The 19,303-nt window shown below is 63.3% G+C and carries 19 protein-coding genes and 1 pseudogene; 15 read left to right on the top strand and 5 right to left on the bottom strand.

Annotated elements, in window-relative coordinates:
• Positions 1–147: 147 nt before the first annotated feature.
• Entirely contained in the window at positions 148–465 is a 318-nt protein-coding gene (locus IEX91_RS12365) for a hypothetical protein (protein ID WP_188879300.1), read from the bottom strand.
• 163 nt (positions 466–628) lie between these two features.
• Here IEX91_RS12365 and IEX91_RS12360 point away from each other — a divergent pair, with 163 nt between their 5' ends.
• From IEX91_RS12360 to IEX91_RS12290, 15 genes are all read left to right on the top strand, one after another.
• A complete protein-coding gene (locus tag IEX91_RS12360; protein WP_188879298.1) occupies positions 629–892 on the top strand; it encodes a hypothetical protein in 264 nt (87 codons plus the stop codon).
• 156 nt (positions 893–1,048) lie between these two features.
• Positions 1,049–1,765, top strand: coding sequence for a DUF4129 domain-containing protein (locus IEX91_RS12355; protein WP_188879296.1), 717 nt, complete (start codon positions 1,049–1,051; stop codon positions 1,763–1,765).
• Positions 1,762–3,726: a DUF58 domain-containing protein gene (locus IEX91_RS12350; RefSeq protein ID WP_188879294.1), complete on the top strand. Its 1,965-nt coding sequence runs from the start codon at positions 1,762–1,764 to the stop codon at positions 3,724–3,726. Before IEX91_RS12355 ends, IEX91_RS12350 begins: the two co-directional genes overlap by 4 nt.
• Positions 3,727–3,755: 29 nt before the next feature.
• Positions 3,756–4,220, top strand: a complete 465-nt coding sequence (locus IEX91_RS12345) for a DUF7519 family protein (protein ID WP_188879292.1) — start codon at positions 3,756–3,758, stop codon at positions 4,218–4,220.
• A 238-nt stretch (positions 4,221–4,458) separates the two neighbouring features.
• Positions 4,459–5,676 carry an ABC transporter substrate-binding protein gene (locus IEX91_RS12340; protein ID WP_188879290.1) on the top strand — a complete coding sequence of 406 codons (1,218 nt, stop codon included), beginning with the start codon at positions 4,459–4,461 and terminating at the stop codon, positions 5,674–5,676.
• Positions 5,677–5,678: 2 nt separating this feature from the next.
• Positions 5,679–6,914, top strand: a complete 1,236-nt coding sequence (locus tag IEX91_RS12335) for an ABC transporter substrate-binding protein (RefSeq protein ID WP_188879288.1) — start codon at positions 5,679–5,681, stop codon at positions 6,912–6,914.
• A gap of 38 nt (positions 6,915–6,952) precedes the next feature.
• Positions 6,953–8,215 (top strand): ABC transporter substrate-binding protein, encoded by a 1,263-nt coding sequence (locus IEX91_RS12330; RefSeq protein WP_188879334.1) that lies wholly within the window; start codon positions 6,953–6,955, stop codon positions 8,213–8,215.
• A 2-nt stretch (positions 8,216–8,217) separates the two neighbouring features.
• Positions 8,218–9,444 (top strand): ABC transporter substrate-binding protein, encoded by a 1,227-nt coding sequence (locus tag IEX91_RS12325; protein WP_188879287.1) that lies wholly within the window; start codon positions 8,218–8,220, stop codon positions 9,442–9,444.
• 2 nt (positions 9,445–9,446) lie between these two features.
• Positions 9,447–10,664, top strand: a complete 1,218-nt coding sequence (locus IEX91_RS12320) for an ABC transporter substrate-binding protein (protein WP_188879286.1) — start codon at positions 9,447–9,449, stop codon at positions 10,662–10,664.
• A 2-nt stretch (positions 10,665–10,666) separates the two neighbouring features.
• Positions 10,667–11,875 (top strand): ABC transporter substrate-binding protein, encoded by a 1,209-nt coding sequence (locus tag IEX91_RS12315; protein ID WP_188879284.1) that lies wholly within the window; start codon positions 10,667–10,669, stop codon positions 11,873–11,875.
• The gene (locus tag IEX91_RS12310) at positions 11,872–13,119 is read left to right on the top strand and encodes an ABC transporter substrate-binding protein (protein ID WP_188879282.1); all 1,248 of its coding nucleotides are present in this window, start codon (positions 11,872–11,874) and stop codon (positions 13,117–13,119) included. The genes IEX91_RS12315 and IEX91_RS12310 overlap by 4 nt, the downstream gene beginning before the upstream one ends.
• A 1-nt stretch (position 13,120) precedes the next feature.
• Positions 13,121–14,299, top strand: coding sequence for an ABC transporter substrate-binding protein (locus IEX91_RS12305; protein WP_188879280.1), 1,179 nt, complete (start codon positions 13,121–13,123; stop codon positions 14,297–14,299).
• A 242-nt stretch (positions 14,300–14,541) separates the two neighbouring features.
• Positions 14,542–15,465: an FAD-dependent oxidoreductase gene (locus tag IEX91_RS12300; protein WP_188879279.1), complete on the top strand. Its 924-nt coding sequence runs from the start codon at positions 14,542–14,544 to the stop codon at positions 15,463–15,465.
• A gap of 165 nt (positions 15,466–15,630) precedes the next feature.
• Positions 15,631–15,774 (top strand): hypothetical protein, encoded by a 144-nt coding sequence (locus IEX91_RS12295; protein WP_188879278.1) that lies wholly within the window; start codon positions 15,631–15,633, stop codon positions 15,772–15,774.
• Positions 15,775–15,776: 2 nt separating this feature from the next.
• On the top strand, positions 15,777–17,036 hold the full coding sequence (locus tag IEX91_RS12290) for a tyrosine-type recombinase/integrase (protein ID WP_188879277.1): 1,260 nt from the start codon (positions 15,777–15,779) through the stop codon (positions 17,034–17,036).
• A gap of 24 nt (positions 17,037–17,060) precedes the next feature.
• On the opposite strand, the gene IEX91_RS16760 is transcribed toward IEX91_RS12290, so the two are convergent.
• From IEX91_RS16760 to IEX91_RS12270, 4 genes and pseudogenes are all read right to left on the bottom strand, one after another.
• A complete protein-coding gene (locus IEX91_RS16760; protein WP_407647965.1) occupies positions 17,061–17,546 on the bottom strand; it encodes a hypothetical protein in 486 nt (161 codons plus the stop codon).
• On the bottom strand, positions 17,536–18,228 hold the full coding sequence (locus IEX91_RS12280; RefSeq protein WP_188879274.1) for a nucleotidyltransferase domain-containing protein: 693 nt from the start codon (positions 18,226–18,228) through the stop codon (positions 17,536–17,538). Before IEX91_RS12280 ends, IEX91_RS16760 begins: the two co-directional genes overlap by 11 nt.
• A gap of 57 nt (positions 18,229–18,285) precedes the next feature.
• Positions 18,286–18,921 (bottom strand): annotated as a pseudogene (locus IEX91_RS12275) (IS6 family transposase).
• A gap of 57 nt (positions 18,922–18,978) precedes the next feature.
• Entirely contained in the window at positions 18,979–19,224 is a 246-nt protein-coding gene (locus tag IEX91_RS12270; protein ID WP_188879273.1) for a DUF2798 domain-containing protein, read from the bottom strand.
• Positions 19,225–19,303: the final 79 nt, after the last annotated feature.

The following is a 19,303-nucleotide window of genomic DNA, read 5'->3' as shown; positions in this document are numbered from 1 at the left end:
ACGACCGCGGTAACCGCTACCGCGCGGTTTCGTGCTCCAGTCGCGGCGGTGCAGTCGAGGAGACGGTTGGGAGGGTGGGCAGCGAACTGAGCGAAGATGTCCGACTGATGGCGTGACGTGTACGCCATCGAGAGGGGGATATCCGTCTCAGGTGTGGCCAAGTCGTTTTCGGGCGAGCGAAATGGGGCGCAGCCAGACGAGGCCGCCGGCGAGACAGAGTGCGACGACCCAGATGAGAACTCCGAGGGTCTGATCGGTCGGTGGGACGGGAAGTCCTGCGAGAGCCCAACCGACGTACGCGAGGAGCCACCCGGTGAGTGAGAAGGCCCACACCTGCGAGTACGAGACGGGGAGATGGCCGGTGGCGAGTAACAGCCCGACGATGGCTCCGGGGACGAGCGAGACGACGAACAGCCACGTCGGCTGGACGCTGTACCCGACGAGCGCGGCGCTCAGCTCACTCATCGGGAGTGAAAGCAGTATCGTAGAGCCGACGACGATCCCCGCCTGCTCGAATCAGTCCGGGAGGGCCATGGACGCGTCTTCCCTCTCACAGAAGATAGGTGTATCCCCTCAGTCGCGGGACCGGCTCCCCACGTTTATGGTGGTCCTGTGCGACTACGACGCCATGGAACGGTTCTACGTATTTTACACATGCATGGCGATCTACGGTACAGTCTTCGCAACGGGGGCAATCCTCACTCTCGTCAATGGAAGCGCGAGCCTCCCACTCATCTCGGGTAGCATCGCCGGTGTCGGGATGGTACTTGCGTCCATATACGAGCTGTTCACCGGCTCCCCGTCCGACTTCGAGATCGGCGACGTCGGGTTCTGGGCCGTGGTTTCGGGTGTCGTGGGGTTTCTCCTACTCCAGATCCCCGGGCTACTCTGATCGTGGAACGTGACTGCGCGAAAGAGATGGCGAACACGCTCTCCGAATCGCCCACGACTGATGCATCCCCACATCGGGTACGAGTGGCGGCGAACCCGGAACGGTCCAACCCTTATTACGGCGCGTCACTAAACGAGTCCACGTACGCCGCCAGACATGAATCGTTCCCACCTCGCAGCCCTCCTCGTTACCGTGTTCGGGCTCGCCGTCCTCGGAGCCGCAGCCGGTACGCTGCACGCGGCGCACCCCGCCCAGACCGCCGCTTCGAGCCCTTCTGGATCGCCGGGGACGAGTGGCTCGAACGGGACGCCCTCGAACGCGGAGACTCCGACCGGCACGCAGTCAGCAGGCCACTACCTCCTTCCGGACCTCAGCGTCCCGTCCGGGCTCGCGACCGGTTCGACCCACGCAACGAGTGCGTTCGCCCGTCTCGCAATCGCCGCGCTTCTCCTCCTCGTCGGTGGGGCCCTCGTCCTCTGGTGGCTCACCGGTGACGATGGGTCCGCGCCCGTCGAACCGACCGCGACGCCCACCGACTACTCCGACGACCCGACCGAGCACACCCGGTCGCCCGAGGCGACGCACGTCCCCGCAGATAACGACGTCTATCGAGCGTGGCAGACGATGGTCGCGATCGCCCGCCCGGATGACAGCCGCCACAAGACGCCGCGCGAACTCGCGGACGCCGCCGTCGACGCTGGCCTCCCCGCGTCCGCCGTTCGAACCATCACACGCCTCTTCCGAACCGTCCGCTACGGCGACGCGCCCCCGACTCCAGACCGAGAACGCGACGCCCGGCGCGCCCTCCACACGATACGACACGCCGACAACCGGGGCGAGACCGACGACGACCCCGAACGACCGGGCAAATGACGGGGTCACGCCGCCCACTCCTCGTCGTCGGGCTCGTCGCGAGCCTTCTCGGCGTCTGCCTCCTCGTCGCACCCACACTCGGGAGCGGATTCACTCCGACCGGGGTCGGCCGCACAGCACCGTTCGCACTCGGTGGCGTCGTCGTCCTCCTCCTCGCCGGCGTCTACTTCCTCACAGACGTTCTCTCGTCGTCCACTGACCAGGGAGACGACGCGGAGACGCAGCCCCCGGAGACGCCGACACCCGAGCGCCGTCCCCACTACGAATCGCTCGGCGAGTCCTTCGCCCGCCGCCTCGACGGCATCTCTTGGACGGACCGCCGCGAAGCGGCGCCCACGGCCCGTATCCGTCTTCGTGACGATCTGCGAGAGATGGCGAGACGGGCGCTCACCGACAGCGACCACCGATCGCGCAACGAGATCGAATCCCGCCTCGATACGGGTACCTGGACCGCAGACTCGGATGCGGCGGCCTTCTTCACCGGCGACATCGTCCCGGAACTCTCCATCCGGCAGCGGCTTCGCTCCCTGTGGTCGCCGGAGGCGGTGTTCGCGCGTCGCGCGCGACACGCCGTCGCCGCCCTCGCGAACCGCACCACGAACACACCCGTTGTCCCCGCCCTCCGTGAAGGAACGACGCCTGGGCAGTCGCCACCACCGGTTTCGGTACGAGAGTACTGGGGGCCGAACGATGAGACGGCGCGAGAGCGGCGGGCGAGTCGGGCGAGCGACGTCGTCGTCGCCGCGCTGGCGCTCGGCGGCCTCGGCATCCTCACGCTGACGCCCTCGCTGCTCTTGCTCACGACCTTCGGCGTGATCGTCGCCGGCTACGCCCGCGTCGCCACCCCGCCAACGGAATCGGTCAGCGTCTCCCGCGCGCTCGACATCGAGACACCCGCCCCGGGGACGGAAGTCACAGTCACGATCGGTATCGAGAACACGGGTTCGGAGACGCTCGCTGACCTCCGCGTCATCGACGGCGTCCCGCCCGGACTTCGCGTCACCGAGGGGTCGCCGCGATTCACGACCGCCTTACGCCCCGGAAAGAAGGCCACGTTCACCTACTGCGTCGAGGCCGTGCCCGGGCACCACGCGTTCGAGCCGATGCTCGCCATCACGCGCGACGTCACCGGACTCCACCGCCGCGAGTCCCTCGTCGAACCCGCCCCGACGACACTCACCTGCCACCGGCCTCGCCGGCCCGCCGCGATAGCGGGCCATCGCCGTCGCACGACGCCGCTCCCGGGTGCGTCGCGCTCGAATGCCGCGGGTGCGGGCGTCGAATTCCACTCCGTCCGCGAGTACCGACGGGGCGACCCGCTCTCGCGCGTGCACTGGAAGCAGCGAGCAAAGACGGGCGAGTTCACCACGATCGATTTCGACGAATCCCGGCTCACGCGCGTGCTCGTCGCCGTCGATACCCGTCGTGAGACGTATCGGACGGTGGGGCGTGACGCAGATACGCCCCTCGCTCGCGCGAGCATCGCGGCAGCGCACGACGTCTCGATGGCGCTCCTCGACGAGCAGATCCCGGTCGGACTAGTGGCGGTGTCCCCGCGCTCGTGCTGGCTCGCGCCGCAAGCAGGGGCGACCCACCGCGCTCGGATCCGGACGCTGCTCACGGAGGACGACGCCTTCGACTGGACGCCGCCCACGGCCGACTTCGACGCGGAGCACGCGCTGAGAGTGATCACGCGGCAGACGCAGACCGCGACGCAGATCGTGGTCGTCTCTCCGCTCCTCGACGATCAGGCCGTTCAGCTCGTCCGGTCGCTCGACGCGCACGGCTACGCCGTCTCCGTACACTCCCCCTTCCCGGCCGAGGAGTCCGCGTCGCTGTCGGCTGGAGAGGGATACGCGGTGTTGATGCGGGGGGTCCGTATCAAGACCCTTCGAAGCGCCGGGATTCACGTCCGGACGGCGGACACGCTCGAACCAACGCGGAGGGGAGAATCATCGTGACCCGGCGTCGATGGGGGCGAGTGCCGCGGGTGAGCGCTGGGGTCTCCCTGATCACCGGACTCGGTGCTCTCGTCGTGATCGCGGTCTCGATTCCGACGCTCGTCGGTGGCGTCCTCGGCGTCTGTCTCCTCGCGGCCGGCTTCTTTCGGCAGTCACGACTGCTCGTCGATGGCGGAGGAGCGGCGTTCGTCGGCGGACTCATGTTCGCGGGTCTCGCGGGGATGGCCCCGAGTCTCGTACTGATCGCGGCGGTCCTCACGGTGATCGCGTGGGACGTCGGACGGACCGCACTGGGGATCGCCGCCGAGGTCAGTGACCCCTCTGCTACCATCCGGATCGAACTCGTCCACGCGGTTAGTAGTATCGTCGTCTTCACCGCCGGAGCGACGATCGGCTACGCCGTGTTCGTGCGGACACTCGGTCAGGGGTCCGTGTGGGCGCTCGCGGCGCTCCTCGCCGGCGCGTTCGCGCTACTCATCGCCTTAGGCTCGTGACGGGTGGGTGCCCGTCCTCTCTCGACGGGTCGGGCCGCGGATACGGCGCTCGTCAGCGACGACGGTGGATTCGTCGGACGCAGTAGGCACGACGAGAGATGGCAGTAGCTGGTCTGTAAGCGTCTTCGGAGGGCGGATAGAGTGACTCTTCGAGACGAGTGAAGTCCACCGGCCGAGGTAGGTTTTGGCTGACCTAAGAACCGAAGCAAATATAGTTCTTTAGGCGAGCCTAAAACGCATGGCAGACGACGACGCGGAACACGAAGCACCGACGCGGAGGGAGTACGTGACGTACGGCGGGGCGGTCGTCGGCGGCGGCCTGCTCGCCGGCTGTTCGGGCGGCGGCGGGATGGACGAGACGACCACGACTGTGGGTGGAGACACGACCACAGAGGCGACGACTCCGAGCGATTCGTCGTACTCGGTGACGATGGCGCCGATGGGTGACGTCGAGTTCACTGAATCGCCGCAGGCGGCATTCACCATCCTCGCTCATCACGCCGACATGGCGCTCGCGCTCGGGCACGGTGATGACGTTAACGCCATCTTCAATCCCAGCCTGTTCGAGGGACTCTACAATCGGTTCCTGAACGGGCTCGATGGCGTTTCCGTCCAGTGGGCGGACCTGTACGGATCGTGGAATCCGGGAAAGGAGCAACTCTACGAACTGGACAGCGACGTTCATCTCGCCGATCCTGCGAAGGTCGCGACGATGGACAGCTGGACTACCGCAGACATCGACGAAGTCCACGAGAACGTCGCACCGTGGTTCGGAAATTCGTTCAGTGGCCAGCACGGTGAGCCCCCCGCTGAATGGGCGGATGACTACGAGTACTACGACCTCTGGGAGATCTTCGAGCGCGTCGCCCGGGTCTTCCAGGAGGAAGAGCGATATCAAGCCCTCGCAGCGGTCCACGAGGACCTGCTATCGACGATTCGGTCGAACCTCCCGCCCGCGGACGAACGACCCCGAACGGGACGGGTGCTCATCTCCCCGTCCGGTGTGAGTGAGGGAATCTGGGCGTACAGTATGAACGGCCCGGGATTCTATCGGGCGCACACGCGGGCCCTGGGTGTCGAAGACGCGTTCGCCGATATGCGGGTCGGCGCGCAAATCGACCTCGAAGCACTCGTCGAAGCCGACCCGGACGTCATTCTGCGAACGGGTGGCGTCTCACCGGGGGCGAACTGGACACAGGTCAAGACCGAACTCCGTACCGACTCGGTCGCCCAACAGATACCGGCCGTCAAGAACGACCGCATCTATCCACTCGGCGTTCGGTTCGGTGGCCCCATTATGAACCTCTTCCAGCTCGAGATGGGCGCCAAGGAGCTCTATCCCGAGCAGTTCGGCGAATGGCCGGCGTACGACGGTGGAGCATACCCCGACTTTTCCAAGGAGGACCAGCTGTTCGACCACCAACGCGTCGCGGACATCATCAAGGGAGAGTTCTGAATATGAGTGACAACACCGACACGAATACAACAGAAGCACCGACGCGACGAGATTATGTGACGTACGGTGGGGCGGTCATCGGCGGGGGGCTGCTCGCTGGCTGTTCCGGCGGTGACCCCAGTTCAACGACCTCAGGGGCAACGACGGCGGACGAGACAGAATCCACGACGACATCCGAAACGAGTTCGCAGAGCGGGCAGTCTTACTCGGTGGCGATGGCGCCGATGGGCGAGGTCAGCTTCGACTCTGTTCCAGAGGCCGTGTACACCGGGCTGCCGAACACGGCTGACATGGCGATCGCGGCCGGGAAAGCGGACGCCATCAACTCAATCTACTTCCCCGAGTACCACGGCACGTTACTGAACCACTTCTACGAGCGGCTGGACGGCGTCTCGCTCGACTGGAAGAACCTCGAAGACACGTGGGGGCTCGGGAAGGAGGGATTCTACGAGCTCGACAGCGACGTTCACTTGACCGACCCGGCCTACGCCACGACGTTGGACTCTCTCGATCAGGCGGACATCGAAGAGATCCGCGAACAGATCGCGCCGTGGTTCGGGAACTACTACAGCAACACGCATTCGACGCCACCGACGCAGTGGGCAGACGGGTACCAGTACTACTCGTTGTGGGAGATCTTCGAGAAGGTGGCCGAAGTTTTTCAGGCGAAAGAGCACTATCAGGCCCTCTACGAGGAACGCCAGCAGCTGCTTTCGACGGTGGAAGAAAAACGCCCGCCGAAGGACGAGCAACCGACCGTCGCGCTCACCTTCCCAGTCGAAGACCACGTCGGCGTCTTCCATCTGAACGCGCCCGGGTTCCTCGCCGCAAACACCCGTCCGCTCGGTGCGGTCGATGCATTCGCCGACATGGACTTCGAGCGGAACGCCCAGGTCGATATGGAGGCGATGGCAGAAGCGGACCCGGACGTCGTCCTCGCGCTGTTCCGACTCTCCTCAAGCTACAGTATCGCGGAGACGAAAGAGCGGTTCCGGGACGACCCGGTCGGGCAGACGATTTCGGCCGCGAAGAACGACCGCATCTACGCACAGGGCGTCAGATACCAGGGACCAATAGTGAACCTCTTCCAGACGGAGATGACTGCCAAGCAGCTCTACCCCGAACAACTCGGCGAGTGGCCCGGGTACGTCGACGGTGAAGACTACCCCGAGATTCCCGAGAGTGAGCAGCTATTCGACCGCGAGCGGGTCGCGGACATCGTTAACGGAGAGATCTGACCGTGGGTGACGACGACGAGAAGACGACTGAAACGCCGATGCGGCGTGCTTCGAGCGAGCGCCAGCGAGCGGGACGTCGTCGAGGAAGTGGGCGAATCGAACGGACTCGACGGGAGTACGTGAAATACGGCGGCGCGGTCGTAGGTGGGGGACTGTTCGCGGGATGTTCCAGCCAACCGACGGGTGAATCGACGCAGACAGCGGAGACGACTCAGGCGACCGAGCAGGGGAGCGAGACGACCTCGACGACGGAGTCTGATTACACGGTCGACCTATCGCCCGTCGGCACGGTCTCGCTGGAGGAACCCCCGACGAACGTGTTCACCCACTTCCCGTGGTTCCCGGACATGGCCAGTGCGCTCGGTCGGGGTGAGACCATCAACTACCTCTGGTGGGACGGGACCGTCGCGGGTCTCGAGTACTTCACCGCCGGATTCGACGACTTCGAGATCGAGTGGGCGGACAAGGCGGGGGAGTACGGCTTCGCGAAGGAGCAGCTGTACGAACTCGACAGCGATCTCCACCTCGTGGACCCCGCGTGGGTAACGACGGAGGACAATTGGAACCGAAGCGACATCGACGAAGTGTCGAACAACGTCGGGCCGTGGCTCGGCAACTACTACAGCAACTACCACGCCACGCCGCCGGAGGAGTGGGCCGACGGGTACGAGTACTACTCGCTGTGGGAGTTGTTCGATCGCGTCGCGACGCTGTACGGGGAGCGAGAACGGTACGAAGCGCTCGCGTCCGTCCACGACGACCTGCTCGGGACCATCGAAGACAGGCTGCCGCCGGAGTCGGAACGGCCGACCGTCGCGTACCTTTCCCTCAGGGAGGACCTGGCCGACATCTACCGGCTCCGACTGAACGCGCCCGGCTACTGGAACGCCCACACCCGGCCGCTCGGCGCGATCGACGTGTTCGGCGGTGCGGAGTTGGAGGGTCCGTTCAAGCGACTCGACACGGAGGCGCTGCTGGACGCCGACCCGGACGCGATTCTCACACTCTGGACGGTCACGGAAGAGGTCGATTTCGAACAGATGGAGCAGAATCTGCGAGACGACCCCGTGGGAAGCGAGTTGGCCGCCGTGCAGAACGACCGGGTGTACGTGCAGGGGACGCGCTGGCAGGGGCCACTGATGAACCTCTTCCAGCTCGAGATGACCGCCAAGCAGCTCTGCCCCGAGCAGTTCGGTGCGTGGCCTGACTACGAGAACGGCGACTCCTATCCGGCGTTCGGTCCCGACGAGCAGTTGTTCGATCACGAGCGGGTCGCGAACATCACCAACGGTGACATCTGACGATGACCGACGACGACGCGAACACGACAGCGGCACCGACGCGGCGCGACTACCTGAAGTACGGCGGCGCGGTCATCGGCGGCGGCCTGCTCGCCGGATGTGCAGGCCAGTCCGAGTCCGGGGCGACACCGAACGAAAGAGATGAGAACGAGACAGACACGTCGACGCAGGAGGGCGAGAGGTATTCGGTGACGATGGCACCGGCGGGAACCGTCAAGCTCGAAGAGCCGCCGACGAGCGTAATGGTGTACAACCTCCTGTACGCGGACATGGCCGTCGCATACGGCTACGGGGACGCGGTGAACTCCCTCGGATTCAGCACGGATGTCGGGAGCGCGCTCGATGCGTTCTACGCGCACCTCGATGGTGTCTCCTTCGATTACGAGAGCCTCACGCAGCTCAACACTGGATCGGGGAATCTCACCGTCGATATGGAGGTGTTTTACGAATTGGACTCCGACCTCCACCTCGTCGATCCCTCGCTCGTCGCTTCCTTTGACGGCTGGAGCGTCGACGACGTCGAGGAGATCACGGAGAACATCGCACCGTTCTTCGGGAACAACTATAGCCGCCGGAACGCCGAACCACCCAAACCCTACCGAGATGACTACGAGTACTACACACTCTGGGAAATCTCGGAGAAGGTAGCGAAGGTCTTCCGGGCACAGCAGCGATACCAAGCGCTCGCGTCAATACACGACGATCTGCTCGCAACGATCCGGTCAAACCATCCCCCGGAGGGTGAGCGGCCGACCGTCGGGTCGGTGATCTACATGGATGAGACGTTTTACCCCGCGAAAATCAACACGCCCGGGTTCGCGAACGCACACACTCGGCCGTTGGGCGCGACGGACGCGTTCGCCGGAGGTGACATCAGCTACGAGTCGTCCTACGATTTCGAGACGATGGTCGAAATCGACCCGGACGTCATTCTGCATCGCTACGGATACTCCTACTACGACGTCGAGTCCCTCCGCAAGGAACTGTCGAACCACGCGGTCGGCCAACAGCTCTCGGCCATTCGGAACGGCTGCGTCTACGCTGGCGGGAACCCACTTCAGGGGCCAGTCATGAACCTCTTCCAGCTAGAGATGACCGCGAAACAACTCTATCCCGATATCTTCGGCGACTGGCCGACCTACACGGGTGGATCGTATCCCGAGATCGCCGAGAGCGAGCAGTTATTTGACCGACAGCGGGTTGCGAACGTCATCAACGGAGGCATTTAAACATGAGTAACAACGACGAGACGGGTACGACGGAGGCACCGACACGTAGGGAGTACGTGACGTACGGCGGGGCGGTAGTCGGTGGCGGACTCCTCGCGGGCTGTTTCGGGCGTCAAAATGACGCACCGTCGAACGGAGAATTGACGCGGGGGCAAACAGAGACGCCCGACGGTGAATCGTACTCGGTAACGATGTCGCCGGTGGGCGAGGTCTCTTTCGAAAGCGTTCCGGAGAGCGCCATGGTGTACAGTCAACTGTACGCGGACGCCGCGGTCGCGCTCGGCCACGGCGACGCCGTCAACTCCCTCGGCTTCTCGTGGTACGGCGACATCCTCGACTTCTACCTCGACTCCCTCGACGTCGTCTCGCCCGACTGGGAGTCGCTCCCGCAGATCTACAACGACGGCCTCGACAAGGAGATCCTCTACGAACTCGACTCGGACGTCCATTTCATGGATCCGACGTGGGCTCAGAGTTCGTCGTTCGGGTGGAGTCAGGCGGACGTGGACGAGATCATCGAAAACGTCGGTCCGTGGTTCGGAAATTACTACAGCAGGCTCAACGGCTCCCCGCCGGACGCCTACGCGGGGTCGTACGAGTACTACGAGCTCTGGGAGATCGTCGAGAAGGTCGCGCAGGTGCTTCGAGAGGGGGCGCGCTACGACGCGCTCGCGGCGGTCCACGCCGATTTGATGAGTGAGATCGCCTCGAAGCTACCGGGGGAGCGACCGAGCGTCGCGCTCACCATGCACAACGAGGAGGAGTTCCGCGTGTACTTCCTCAACGATCCCGGGTACGCGCGTTCGTTCACCCGACCGTTCGGGGCCACAGACGTGTTCGCCGAGGCGGGTGGCCTCGAGGAGAACTCCGGTTGGCTCGATTTCGAAGGGATGCTGGATCTCGACCCTGATGTGATCCTCCAGTTCTGGGGAATCACCCCTGACACCAACATGGCAAAGATGCAGGCAGCACTGGAATCCCACCCCGTTGGTCAAGAGTTGACCGCCGTTCGAAACGACCGCGTCTACGCCTCTGGAGTCGGCGGGCAGGGGCCGATCATGAACCTCTTTCAGCTGGAGATGACGGCGAAACAGCTCTTTCCCGACGCGTTCGGCGAGTGGCCGGGCTACGTCGACGGTGAGCCGTACCCGGACATTCCCGAGGGGGAGCAGTTGTTCGACCGCCAGCGCGTGGCGGACATCATCAACGGAGACATCTAACAATGAACCACGACACCACTCGATACGAGGCACCAACGCGGCGTGACTACCTGACGTACGGCGGCGCGGTCGCGGGTGGCGGCTTGCTCGCCGGGTGTACCGGCAGCGCCGGCGAGTCGACGACGACCCCAGCGCCTGATTCGACGACCACGACGACGCAGGAGGACGAACCATACTCGGTGACGCTGGCGCCGGCAGGCACCGTCGAGTTCGACCAGCCGCCGGAGAGCGTGTTCACGATCCTCGTCCATCACACCGATATGGTCGTCGCACTCGGTCACGGCGACGCGCTCAACGCGATGTACAGTCCCGCCAACTTCGAGGGCAACTACGACAAGATCCTCGAACGTCTCGACGGGGTGTCTGTCGATTGGGCGGACCTCTACAACTCGTGGAATCCGGACAAAGAGATCGTCTACGAGCTCGACAGCGACGTTCACCTGGCCGATCCGGCGTACGTCTCAACGATGGACGCGTGGGATACCGCGGACGTCGAGGAAGTCCGAACGGGGGTCGCGCCGTGGTTCGGAAACGCGCTGAGTCGGAACCACAGCGAACCGCCGGCGGACTGGGCGGACCAGTACCAGTACTACACGCTCTGGGAGATATTCGAGCAGGTCGCGGAGGTGTTTCAGGAGCGGGCGCGGTACGACGCGCTCTCGGAAGTCAAAGCCGACCTCGACGCGACGATCGCGGCGAACGTTCCGTCGAACGACGAGCGTCCGCGAACAGCCCGTGTGATGATGTCTCCGGACCTGGACTCGATCTGGGTCTTCCACATGGACGGTCCCGGGTTCATCCGTTCGCACACGCGTCCGTTCGGCGTCGACGACGTGCTCGCGGACATCCCGGAGAGCGATACGATCGGCTTGGAGGCGCTCGTCGAGGCCGACCCGGAGGTCATCCTCATCGAGAACGCGTTCGCTCGGGCGAACGATTGGCGGGCGCAGAAGCAGAACCTCCGCGACGACCCGGTCGCCAGCGAGATTTCCGCGGTGAAGAACAACCGCGTCTATCCCCTTAGCGCCCGGTACGGCGGCCCGATTATGAACTTCTTCCAGCTGGAGATGGTCGCCAAGGAGCTCTACCCCGACCGGTTCGGCGCGTGGCCCGACTATACTGGCGGTCCGTACCCCGAGTTCCCGGCGGACGAGCAGCTCTTCGATCGACGACGCGTCGCGGACATCATCAACGGGGAGTTCGAAGCATGACCTCACGTGATACGACGACGGAGGAGGTGTCGACGCGCAGAGACGTCCTCAAGGGCGGCGGCGCGATCGTCGGTGGGGGACTGCTCGCCGGGTGTGTCGGTACAACGAGTAACGAACCGACTAACACAGCCGCGACGAGCGACGCGAGTACCGACACCGCCACGACGGCAACCGGGTCCTACGCGGTTACGCTATCGCCGGTCGGGGACGTGGAGTTCGACAGCGTTCCATCCGATTTCCTGACGTACTACCCGCTGTCGGCGGGTACTGCCGTCGCGCTCGGCCACGGTGAGTCGATCAACGCCATCGGATACGACAAACAGCTGTTCGGCAACACGGTCTCCTACTACTACGACCGCCTCGAATCGGTCACCTTCGAGTGGGAAGACCTCGGCCGAGTCACGTCGGCTGACGACCCGGGGGCGTTGGATATGGAAGCGTTCTACGAGCTCGATAGCGACGTTCACTTCCTCGATCCCGCGCTCCTGCGAAGTTCATCGTTCGGGTGGAGCGAGGAGGACATCGATGCGATTGCGGAGGACGTCGGGCCGTGGTTCGGGAACTACTACAGCCGAACAAACGCCGATCCGCCCGACGCCTACCGCGATGGCTACGAGTACTACACGCTCTGGGAGTACATCGAAAAGATCGCCGCCGTTCTCCGGGAAGAGGAACGCTACCAGGCGTTCAAATCGATCCGTGATGACCTCGTCGCTCGGATTCAGGCGAACCTCCCGCCGGAATCCGAACGGCCGTCAGTCGCTATCGTCGCCTACAGCGGTGGCACATTCTGGCCGTACGACTTCACGCAGGACGGCTACATCTGGGCGCATGTTCGTCCGATGGGTATCAAGAACGCGTTCGAGACGATCGAGGGCGGTCCGGAGGCCGACGGATCCTACGACTTCGAGGCGCTCGTCGAGGCACAACCGGACGTGATGCTTCGGTATTGGGGGGTCGCCCTCGGCGAGACGTTCATTCAGGGTCGCGAAGCGGTCCTCGACAACCCACTCGCGGACGACATTCCGGCGCTTCGAGACGAGCGCTACTACCCGTCCGGGTACGGGATGCAGGGTCCGATCATGAGCCTCTTCAATCTGGAGATGACGGCCAAGCAGCTCTACCCCGATCAGTTCGGAGAGTGGCCGGGATACGGCTCCGGTAAGCTGTATCCCGAGATTTCGGAGAGTGAACAGCTGTTCGACCGACAAGCCGTCGTCGACATCGTTAGCGGGGAAATCTAAAATGAGCAACGAGAACACCAACGCGAGTGCGGCAGAAGCATCGACTCGACGAGAGTACATGAAGTACGGAAGTGCAGTCGTCGCTGGGTCGCTTCTGGCCGGCTGTGTGGACCACGGGTCGGATCCGAGGCGCACGGCGACTGAGCCCGCGACGAACGCCACATCGGACGGGGCGTACGCGGTCACCATGGAACCGACCGGTACCGTCGCGTTCGATCGCGTCCCCGAGACGATCGCGGGGTGTGATCCCACGTACATCGACATGCTGGTCGCGCTGGGTCACGGCGATGCGGTCGAGTCCATCCGAACCCGCCGCCAGTACCTAACGACCCACTACGACGAACTCGACGGCGTGTCGATCGATTCGAGCAGCCTGACTCAGCTCGCAAGCAAGAACGGCGGTGTTTCGAAGGAGGTCTTCTACGAGATGGACGCGGACTTTCACCTCATGGACCCACACTGGCTGACGCGGATTCTCGACAGCTGGTCGAACGCAGACGTCGAGGAGATCGCGGAGGGAGTTGCGCCCTTCCTCGGGAACGTCATCTTCCGACGGACCGACCCGTGGCACGACTACCGATACTACACGCTGTACGAGGCGTTCGAGAAGGTCGCGGCGGTGGTCCGGGAGCGCGAGCGGTTCGAGGCCATCCGATCGATACACGAGGAGACGGTCGCGACTATCGAAGCGGAACTCCCGGCGGCGGACCAGCGGCCCGACGCACTGCTCCTCTATGCCCCAGACGACCCCGAGGAGTTCTACCCGTACCGCCTCTCGGGGGAGGGCGCGAACAAGGAACACTTCCACACGCTGGGCATCGCCGATGCGTTCGCTGACACCGACGTCAGCGGATTCTCGACCAGCGATAGCGGTAGTATTGACTACGAGACGCTTCTCGAAATCGATCCTGACTCGCTCCTGCTTCGGTATCGCGGCAAAGCGCGAACCCGTGAGGCGTTCGAGGAGTCGATCGTATCACACATCCGCGAGCACGAGGTCGGCGGCCAGCTATCCGCGGTGCAGAACGATCAGATCTTCCGTGGCGGGCCGATCTTCTGCGGCCCGCTCCACAATCTGTTCATGCTCGAACGGTACGCCGGCCTCTACTATCCGGACCGGTTTGCGGATGAGCAAATATTCGACCGCGATAGACTCGCGAGCGTGATCACGGAGCGGTAATCGTCGCGTGCCGTCGCCGGAGCCCGTGTCGCGGAGACGGGTTTCGACGGGTGATAGACCCGGACGGTATCGCGCTTCGTGCGTCTCGTGTTCGAGATTCCGATTCGAGAAGAGGACGTTCGGGCGCCCCGCCGCCTAACGCGACACTCACGTGATTTGGTCACCTGAACCGATACGCTTATTATTTTTTAGGCTAGCCTAAAAGTATGGCAGGAGAGAATAATGAGGAGGGTGAAACGAGTATGAGTAACGACAACGTCGACGTCGTCGTCGTCGGTGGCGGTCCGGCGGGATCCGCCGCTGCCCTATACACCGCCCAGTACGGCCTCGATACCGTCGTGTTCGACCGCGGGAGGTCGGCACTCAGCCAGTGTGCATACCTAGAGAACTACCTCGGGTTCCCGTGGGGCGTCGACATCCAGACGTTCTACGAGTTGATACATGAACACGTCGAGGAAGCGGGCGGCGCCGTCGTCTCGGATATGGTTCTCTCGGTCGACGAGCGCGAAACGGGTGGGTTCCGCGTCGAGACACAGGAGGGTCGGACCGTCGATACGGACCGCGTCGTCGCGGCGACGACGTACGACCGCGACTACCTCGAGGGACTGGACGACGAGGACGAGATGTTCGAGTCCCACCAGCACGGAGACGGGGACGTGCACGAACACGTATCACTGGACTACGTTGACGAGGAGGGACGGGCACCTGTCGACGGGCTGTACGTTGCCGGCGCACAAGTGGGTCGAGGGACGCAGGCGCTCACTGCGGCGGGGAACGGGATGGAAGTCGGAATGGCTGTCGTCGTCGACGTTCGCCGCGATCAGGGGTACTGGGAGAAGGTCGCGGCCTACCGGTCTTGGAACTGGCCCCGGTCGACCGTGGATCACGAGTGGGACGATGAGGAGGCGTGGAACGAACGGTTCCGAACCCACCGTGTGCCCGAAGACCACGACATCGACCCGGAACACCTCAGGGAGATCCAGGAGCAGGACGTCGAACGGATGAAGTCGTCGTACATGGATCGCGAGGAAGCCCAACGACGGGAGGAGCGCGCTAAACGGCGGTGGGCGGAGCGTCTGGACGACGAGCTCCTCCTCGACGTTCTCGACGACGAGCGCTTGCGTGAGTACGTACAGGAACTGGAGGAGACGAGCGTCGCTAACTGAACCACGACCCACGTCGGGCAGTCGGCTGGCTCGTGGCGCCGCGGCACTGACTCCCGCCACCAGTCCGGGGACAGAACCGTCGTACGGCGCGCCATCACCTCGACGGCGGCGCTAGTCGTGTGGTCACACACTAGGCTTATGCGCGTCGCGCTCCTCGTCGCGAGCGTGAGTGAGAGCGGCGGTTCGGAACGCACGGTTTCGGGGAAGCGAGCGAGCATTCCCACCCGTACCTGCCGCGAACTCGACATCGACGCCGCTGCCGACGTCTACCGACCGGATGCTGCGAGCGACCCCTCCCGGCCGGAATAGCCATGGAAGCGACGTACGCCCGCTTCGACGACCTCGACGACTTCGCCCAGTTCTACGAGGCGGAGATCGCGCCCGCGCTCCGCGCCGACCCGGACGTCGATATCGACCCCGACCGGGGGACGCCGACCTACGCGTGGCTGAAGGGCAACTATTCGGGGTTCGTCGAACGCCTGCGACGCGACTACGACCTCTCGCCGGGCGAGTTCTACGACGAAGTCGGACTCCCGCCGAACCCCGAGAAGAACGACGAGTGGGGAATCGACCACGAGCCCACGGTGCACGGCCTGGAGGACTACCTTGAGGAGCTTGAGCGCGACCGCGGGCGCGCCCCGACGACGGTGGGGCCGCGTCGCTCCCGACTGAAGACGTACGTCACGACCTACCGGGAAGTGAACGACACGAGTGACCTGCTCTCGCCGCTCCTCGACGAGACCGAGAAGCCGGACGAGATCGCCCGCGTCCGGGACACCTTCCGCGTCCTCGACGACGAGCTCGGGACGCTCGCCTCGAAGAAGAAGTACGTCTCCGCCGTCAAAAACTGGTACACGTTCCTCGTCGAGATGGGACGCGGCCTCTACAACCCCGCCGAGAGTCTGCTGAATCGCTTCGGCTGGGACGAAGACCCCGTCTACGACCATCCCGCCCTCTCTCGGAACGACCTTGTCGCGCTCCTCGACGTCGCGACCGACGAGGAGCGCTTCCTGCTGCTGGCGCTCGCCGGCTGGGGTCTCCGACCCATCGAAGCCTGCGAGTTGCACGTCGACCAACTCGAACTCGACCCCGGTGAGGGCGACGTCCCCTACATCGCCTTCGAGGCCGGCCAACGCAAGAACGCCCGCCGCACGCGCAATACGGTCGAGATCCTCGTCGGTGTCGACGCCATCACCGAACGCATCGACGTGCTCGCCGAAGATGGGGAGTGGACCGGCTACCTCCTCCCCGGTCAGTCGATCGAGCAGCCGATCTCCACGCAGACAGCACGGCGCTGGCTCCGTGACCTCGGCGAGCGCGCCGACGTCACGATCGACGGCGAGCGTCCCCTCCCGAAGATGGGACGGCGGACGTGGTACCGCCTCTACCGTCAACAGCGCCCGACCATCGAAGCGGGGACCGCCGCCGTCGCCGCCTCACAGGGGTCGCGGGACGCGTCGGTGTCGGAACGCAACTACCTCGACGAGCAGACGCGTCGCCAAGCCCGCGCCGACGCAATGCGAGAACTCGTCCAAGAGGAGTTGGCAGACATCTTCGAGGAGCACCTCTGAGGAGATGTAACACGAGTTGTAGGACTACGTGCAGAGACACTCGTGACGTTTGGACGACTGATTCACGATGAACTCGTGTGTCTCGGTCGCAAGCTCATAGAGGATTTCAGCTCGTTGACGGGCTGCAAGACCGTCCTGATAGTAGGTTTTCGCGCGGTGATCGCGCCACAGCTCTTGGATGTCCATCGCGCTGTATTCTGAGAGGATGCCACGCTGGGCTGCTTCGGTGTAGGCACCAGGATGCGTGCCGGGGAGGTCTCGTGGCTCGACTCCACTCTCGAGCAATCGAAACTCGATCACACGCTCTATCGCGACGAACGATGCCTCGATTACGAGCGTGTAGAATCCTTCCTCGAGAAGGAGGTCCGCACCGCGAAGAAGGCGACACGATTTCCGCAGCTGAAGGACGTCCGCTTCATTCGTCTCAAGACCAGCCTCAACGTCCTCCGGTCGTCGATCGAACGCGGCCTGCACTTCATCGACGAGTGACTCGATTCGACTACCGCTCACTCGCCATCACCTTCTTTCGGACCTCGTGGAACCGCTCCGTGCCGTACACCGTGATTCCGCCACGGAATATCTCATAGAGCTTTTCACCGGCACGTGTGGCGCTCTCGGGCGTTTCAACGAACGGTTCGAACGTATATCGGTCCCCGTCAAATGGTTGCTCCTCGAGATTAGCCGCAACTTGGGAGATACGGCGTCGAGCAGTGGTGCGGTCGCCATCAATGATAACGAAGATGTCGATGTCACTCTTCCGGTCAGCCTCACCGCGTGCGACGCTCCCGAAGACGAGAATTCCGAGGAGATCGTCGACGGCAGGTTCATCCGCAAGTGTGGACCGAACGCGTCGAATGAACGCTCGGATCGGCTCGCGGTACTCAGACTGCGCAATCGCGAGGATTGGGTCGTCCTTCTGGAGGTGTTCGGGATCGATTTTGACGTAGTTTCGCTGTGGTGTCTCACGAACGTGTGCGATGCCAATGTTCGCTAAGAAGTCGACGGCACGCCAAACCGTGGATCGGCTGTACCCCGTCTCGTTGACGAGGTCGCGAATCGTGAATTCCGAGTCGTGTGCGTCAACGAGAATCCGGGCGATGTCGTCCGCTGCTTCCAACCGGAAGACACGCTCATCGCTATCAGGATGCAGACTGATGCAAACGTTTATTCCTTGTTTCGATTTCTCGGACACTGTCCGATCATATGCAACGAGGTATAATAAGCCTACCCGTCAGTCAATCCATCGTGTTTAGATAAGCGAGTTCCACCAGACAGCGAAGGCTTGTAACCACGTTTCTGTGGTCTCGGGATCAACGTGGCTGAAACTATTTCTGAACGATGAAGTGCGTCGCTTTATTTCTTGGAAGATATATTCGACAGCGTTCCGATTCCCATGACGAACGGTTTGAAATCGGAGTCCTGCTCGATGGAGTGCAGCCGCTAGGTGCTGGGCGTGATCGACGAAAAACACAGCGTCGGAGACGTCGTGCTTCTCACGAAGCTCCCGCAGAAACTACTGCGTCAATGCTATCGTAGCCATCGTAAACAGCCGAACATGGAGGAATTTGTTCGTTCCGGGATCGACGGCGGCGTACAGCCAGAACTGCTGTCCGTTGATTCGGATCACCGTTTCGTCGAGCGCGATGTGATCTGGACTCGCATCGCTGGCTGGCTGTAGATCGGCTTTCTGTACCCAGTCGTGAACCGCTTTCCGCGACCGTTCGACACCGAACTTCTCAAGTTCCAAGATGGTATTCGAAAGTGAGAGTCCCGACAAATGAAGTCGAATACCCAGTTCCATCAGCTCGCTCGGTGTCCGCTCTCGCTCCACAAACTCCAAGTTGATCCAGTCGCTACGACCGCTGAGGTGGGTGATTTCAGCCATTGATAGCGAGAATCAATCCCGCCTCACTTTTCAGCCTTAACTAAACACGACCAGAACCTACGATACGGCCTGATTGTTGGGTACCGGGAGGCGGTTCTGGATTCGGACGGCGAGCGGCGTACAAACGACGGCCGTCGGCCACGCAATGATAAACGCGAGCACGACGGACGTGAGCCATCGCATCACGAACCCCGGGCCGAGACCGCTGAAGACGATCACTAACACAGTGGATGCAACCATTCCTATGAAGAACGACATGATACCCGAGAATACGACCTCACCGAGCATTTCGTTACGGTTCATGCGCCGTCTCCTCCTCTATCTGGCAGCATCCGAACCATGGGTGGTAATCTCAACCGTGGTAATATAGTTCTTTCGCCGT

Source organism: Halarchaeum nitratireducens (assembly GCF_014647155.1).
GTDB lineage: Archaea > Halobacteriota > Halobacteria > Halobacteriales > Halobacteriaceae > Halarchaeum > Halarchaeum nitratireducens.
Note: the sequence above shows the minus strand (reverse complement) of the source record. Positions and strands in the feature narration are given on the sequence as shown.

Bases quoted from the DNA above. Each gene is read 5' to 3' on its own strand.
- IEX91_RS12365 (WP_188879300.1), bottom strand. From the start codon at position 465: ATGAGTGAGCTGAGCGCCGCGCTCGTCGGGTACAGCGTCCAGCCGACG.
- IEX91_RS12360 (WP_188879298.1), top strand. From the start codon at position 629: ATGGAACGGTTCTACGTATTTTACACATGCATGGCGATCTACGGTACA.
- IEX91_RS12355 (WP_188879296.1), top strand. From the start codon at position 1,049: ATGAATCGTTCCCACCTCGCAGCCCTCCTCGTTACCGTGTTCGGGCTC.
- IEX91_RS12350 (WP_188879294.1), top strand. From the start codon at position 1,762: ATGACGGGGTCACGCCGCCCACTCCTCGTCGTCGGGCTCGTCGCGAGC.
- IEX91_RS12340 (WP_188879290.1), top strand. From the start codon at position 4,459: ATGGCAGACGACGACGCGGAACACGAAGCACCGACGCGGAGGGAGTAC.
- IEX91_RS12335 (WP_188879288.1), top strand. From the start codon at position 5,679: ATGAGTGACAACACCGACACGAATACAACAGAAGCACCGACGCGACGA.
- IEX91_RS12330 (WP_188879334.1), top strand. From the start codon at position 6,953: ATGCGGCGTGCTTCGAGCGAGCGCCAGCGAGCGGGACGTCGTCGAGGA.
- IEX91_RS12325 (WP_188879287.1), top strand. From the start codon at position 8,218: ATGACCGACGACGACGCGAACACGACAGCGGCACCGACGCGGCGCGAC.
- IEX91_RS12320 (WP_188879286.1), top strand. From the start codon at position 9,447: ATGAGTAACAACGACGAGACGGGTACGACGGAGGCACCGACACGTAGG.
- IEX91_RS12315 (WP_188879284.1), top strand. From the start codon at position 10,667: ATGAACCACGACACCACTCGATACGAGGCACCAACGCGGCGTGACTAC.
- IEX91_RS12310 (WP_188879282.1), top strand. From the start codon at position 11,872: ATGACCTCACGTGATACGACGACGGAGGAGGTGTCGACGCGCAGAGAC.
- IEX91_RS12305 (WP_188879280.1), top strand. From the start codon at position 13,121: ATGAGCAACGAGAACACCAACGCGAGTGCGGCAGAAGCATCGACTCGA.
- IEX91_RS12300 (WP_188879279.1), top strand. From the start codon at position 14,542: ATGAGTAACGACAACGTCGACGTCGTCGTCGTCGGTGGCGGTCCGGCG.
- IEX91_RS12290 (WP_188879277.1), top strand. From the start codon at position 15,777: ATGGAAGCGACGTACGCCCGCTTCGACGACCTCGACGACTTCGCCCAG.
- IEX91_RS12270 (WP_188879273.1), bottom strand. From the start codon at position 19,224: ATGAACCGTAACGAAATGCTCGGTGAGGTCGTATTCTCGGGTATCATG.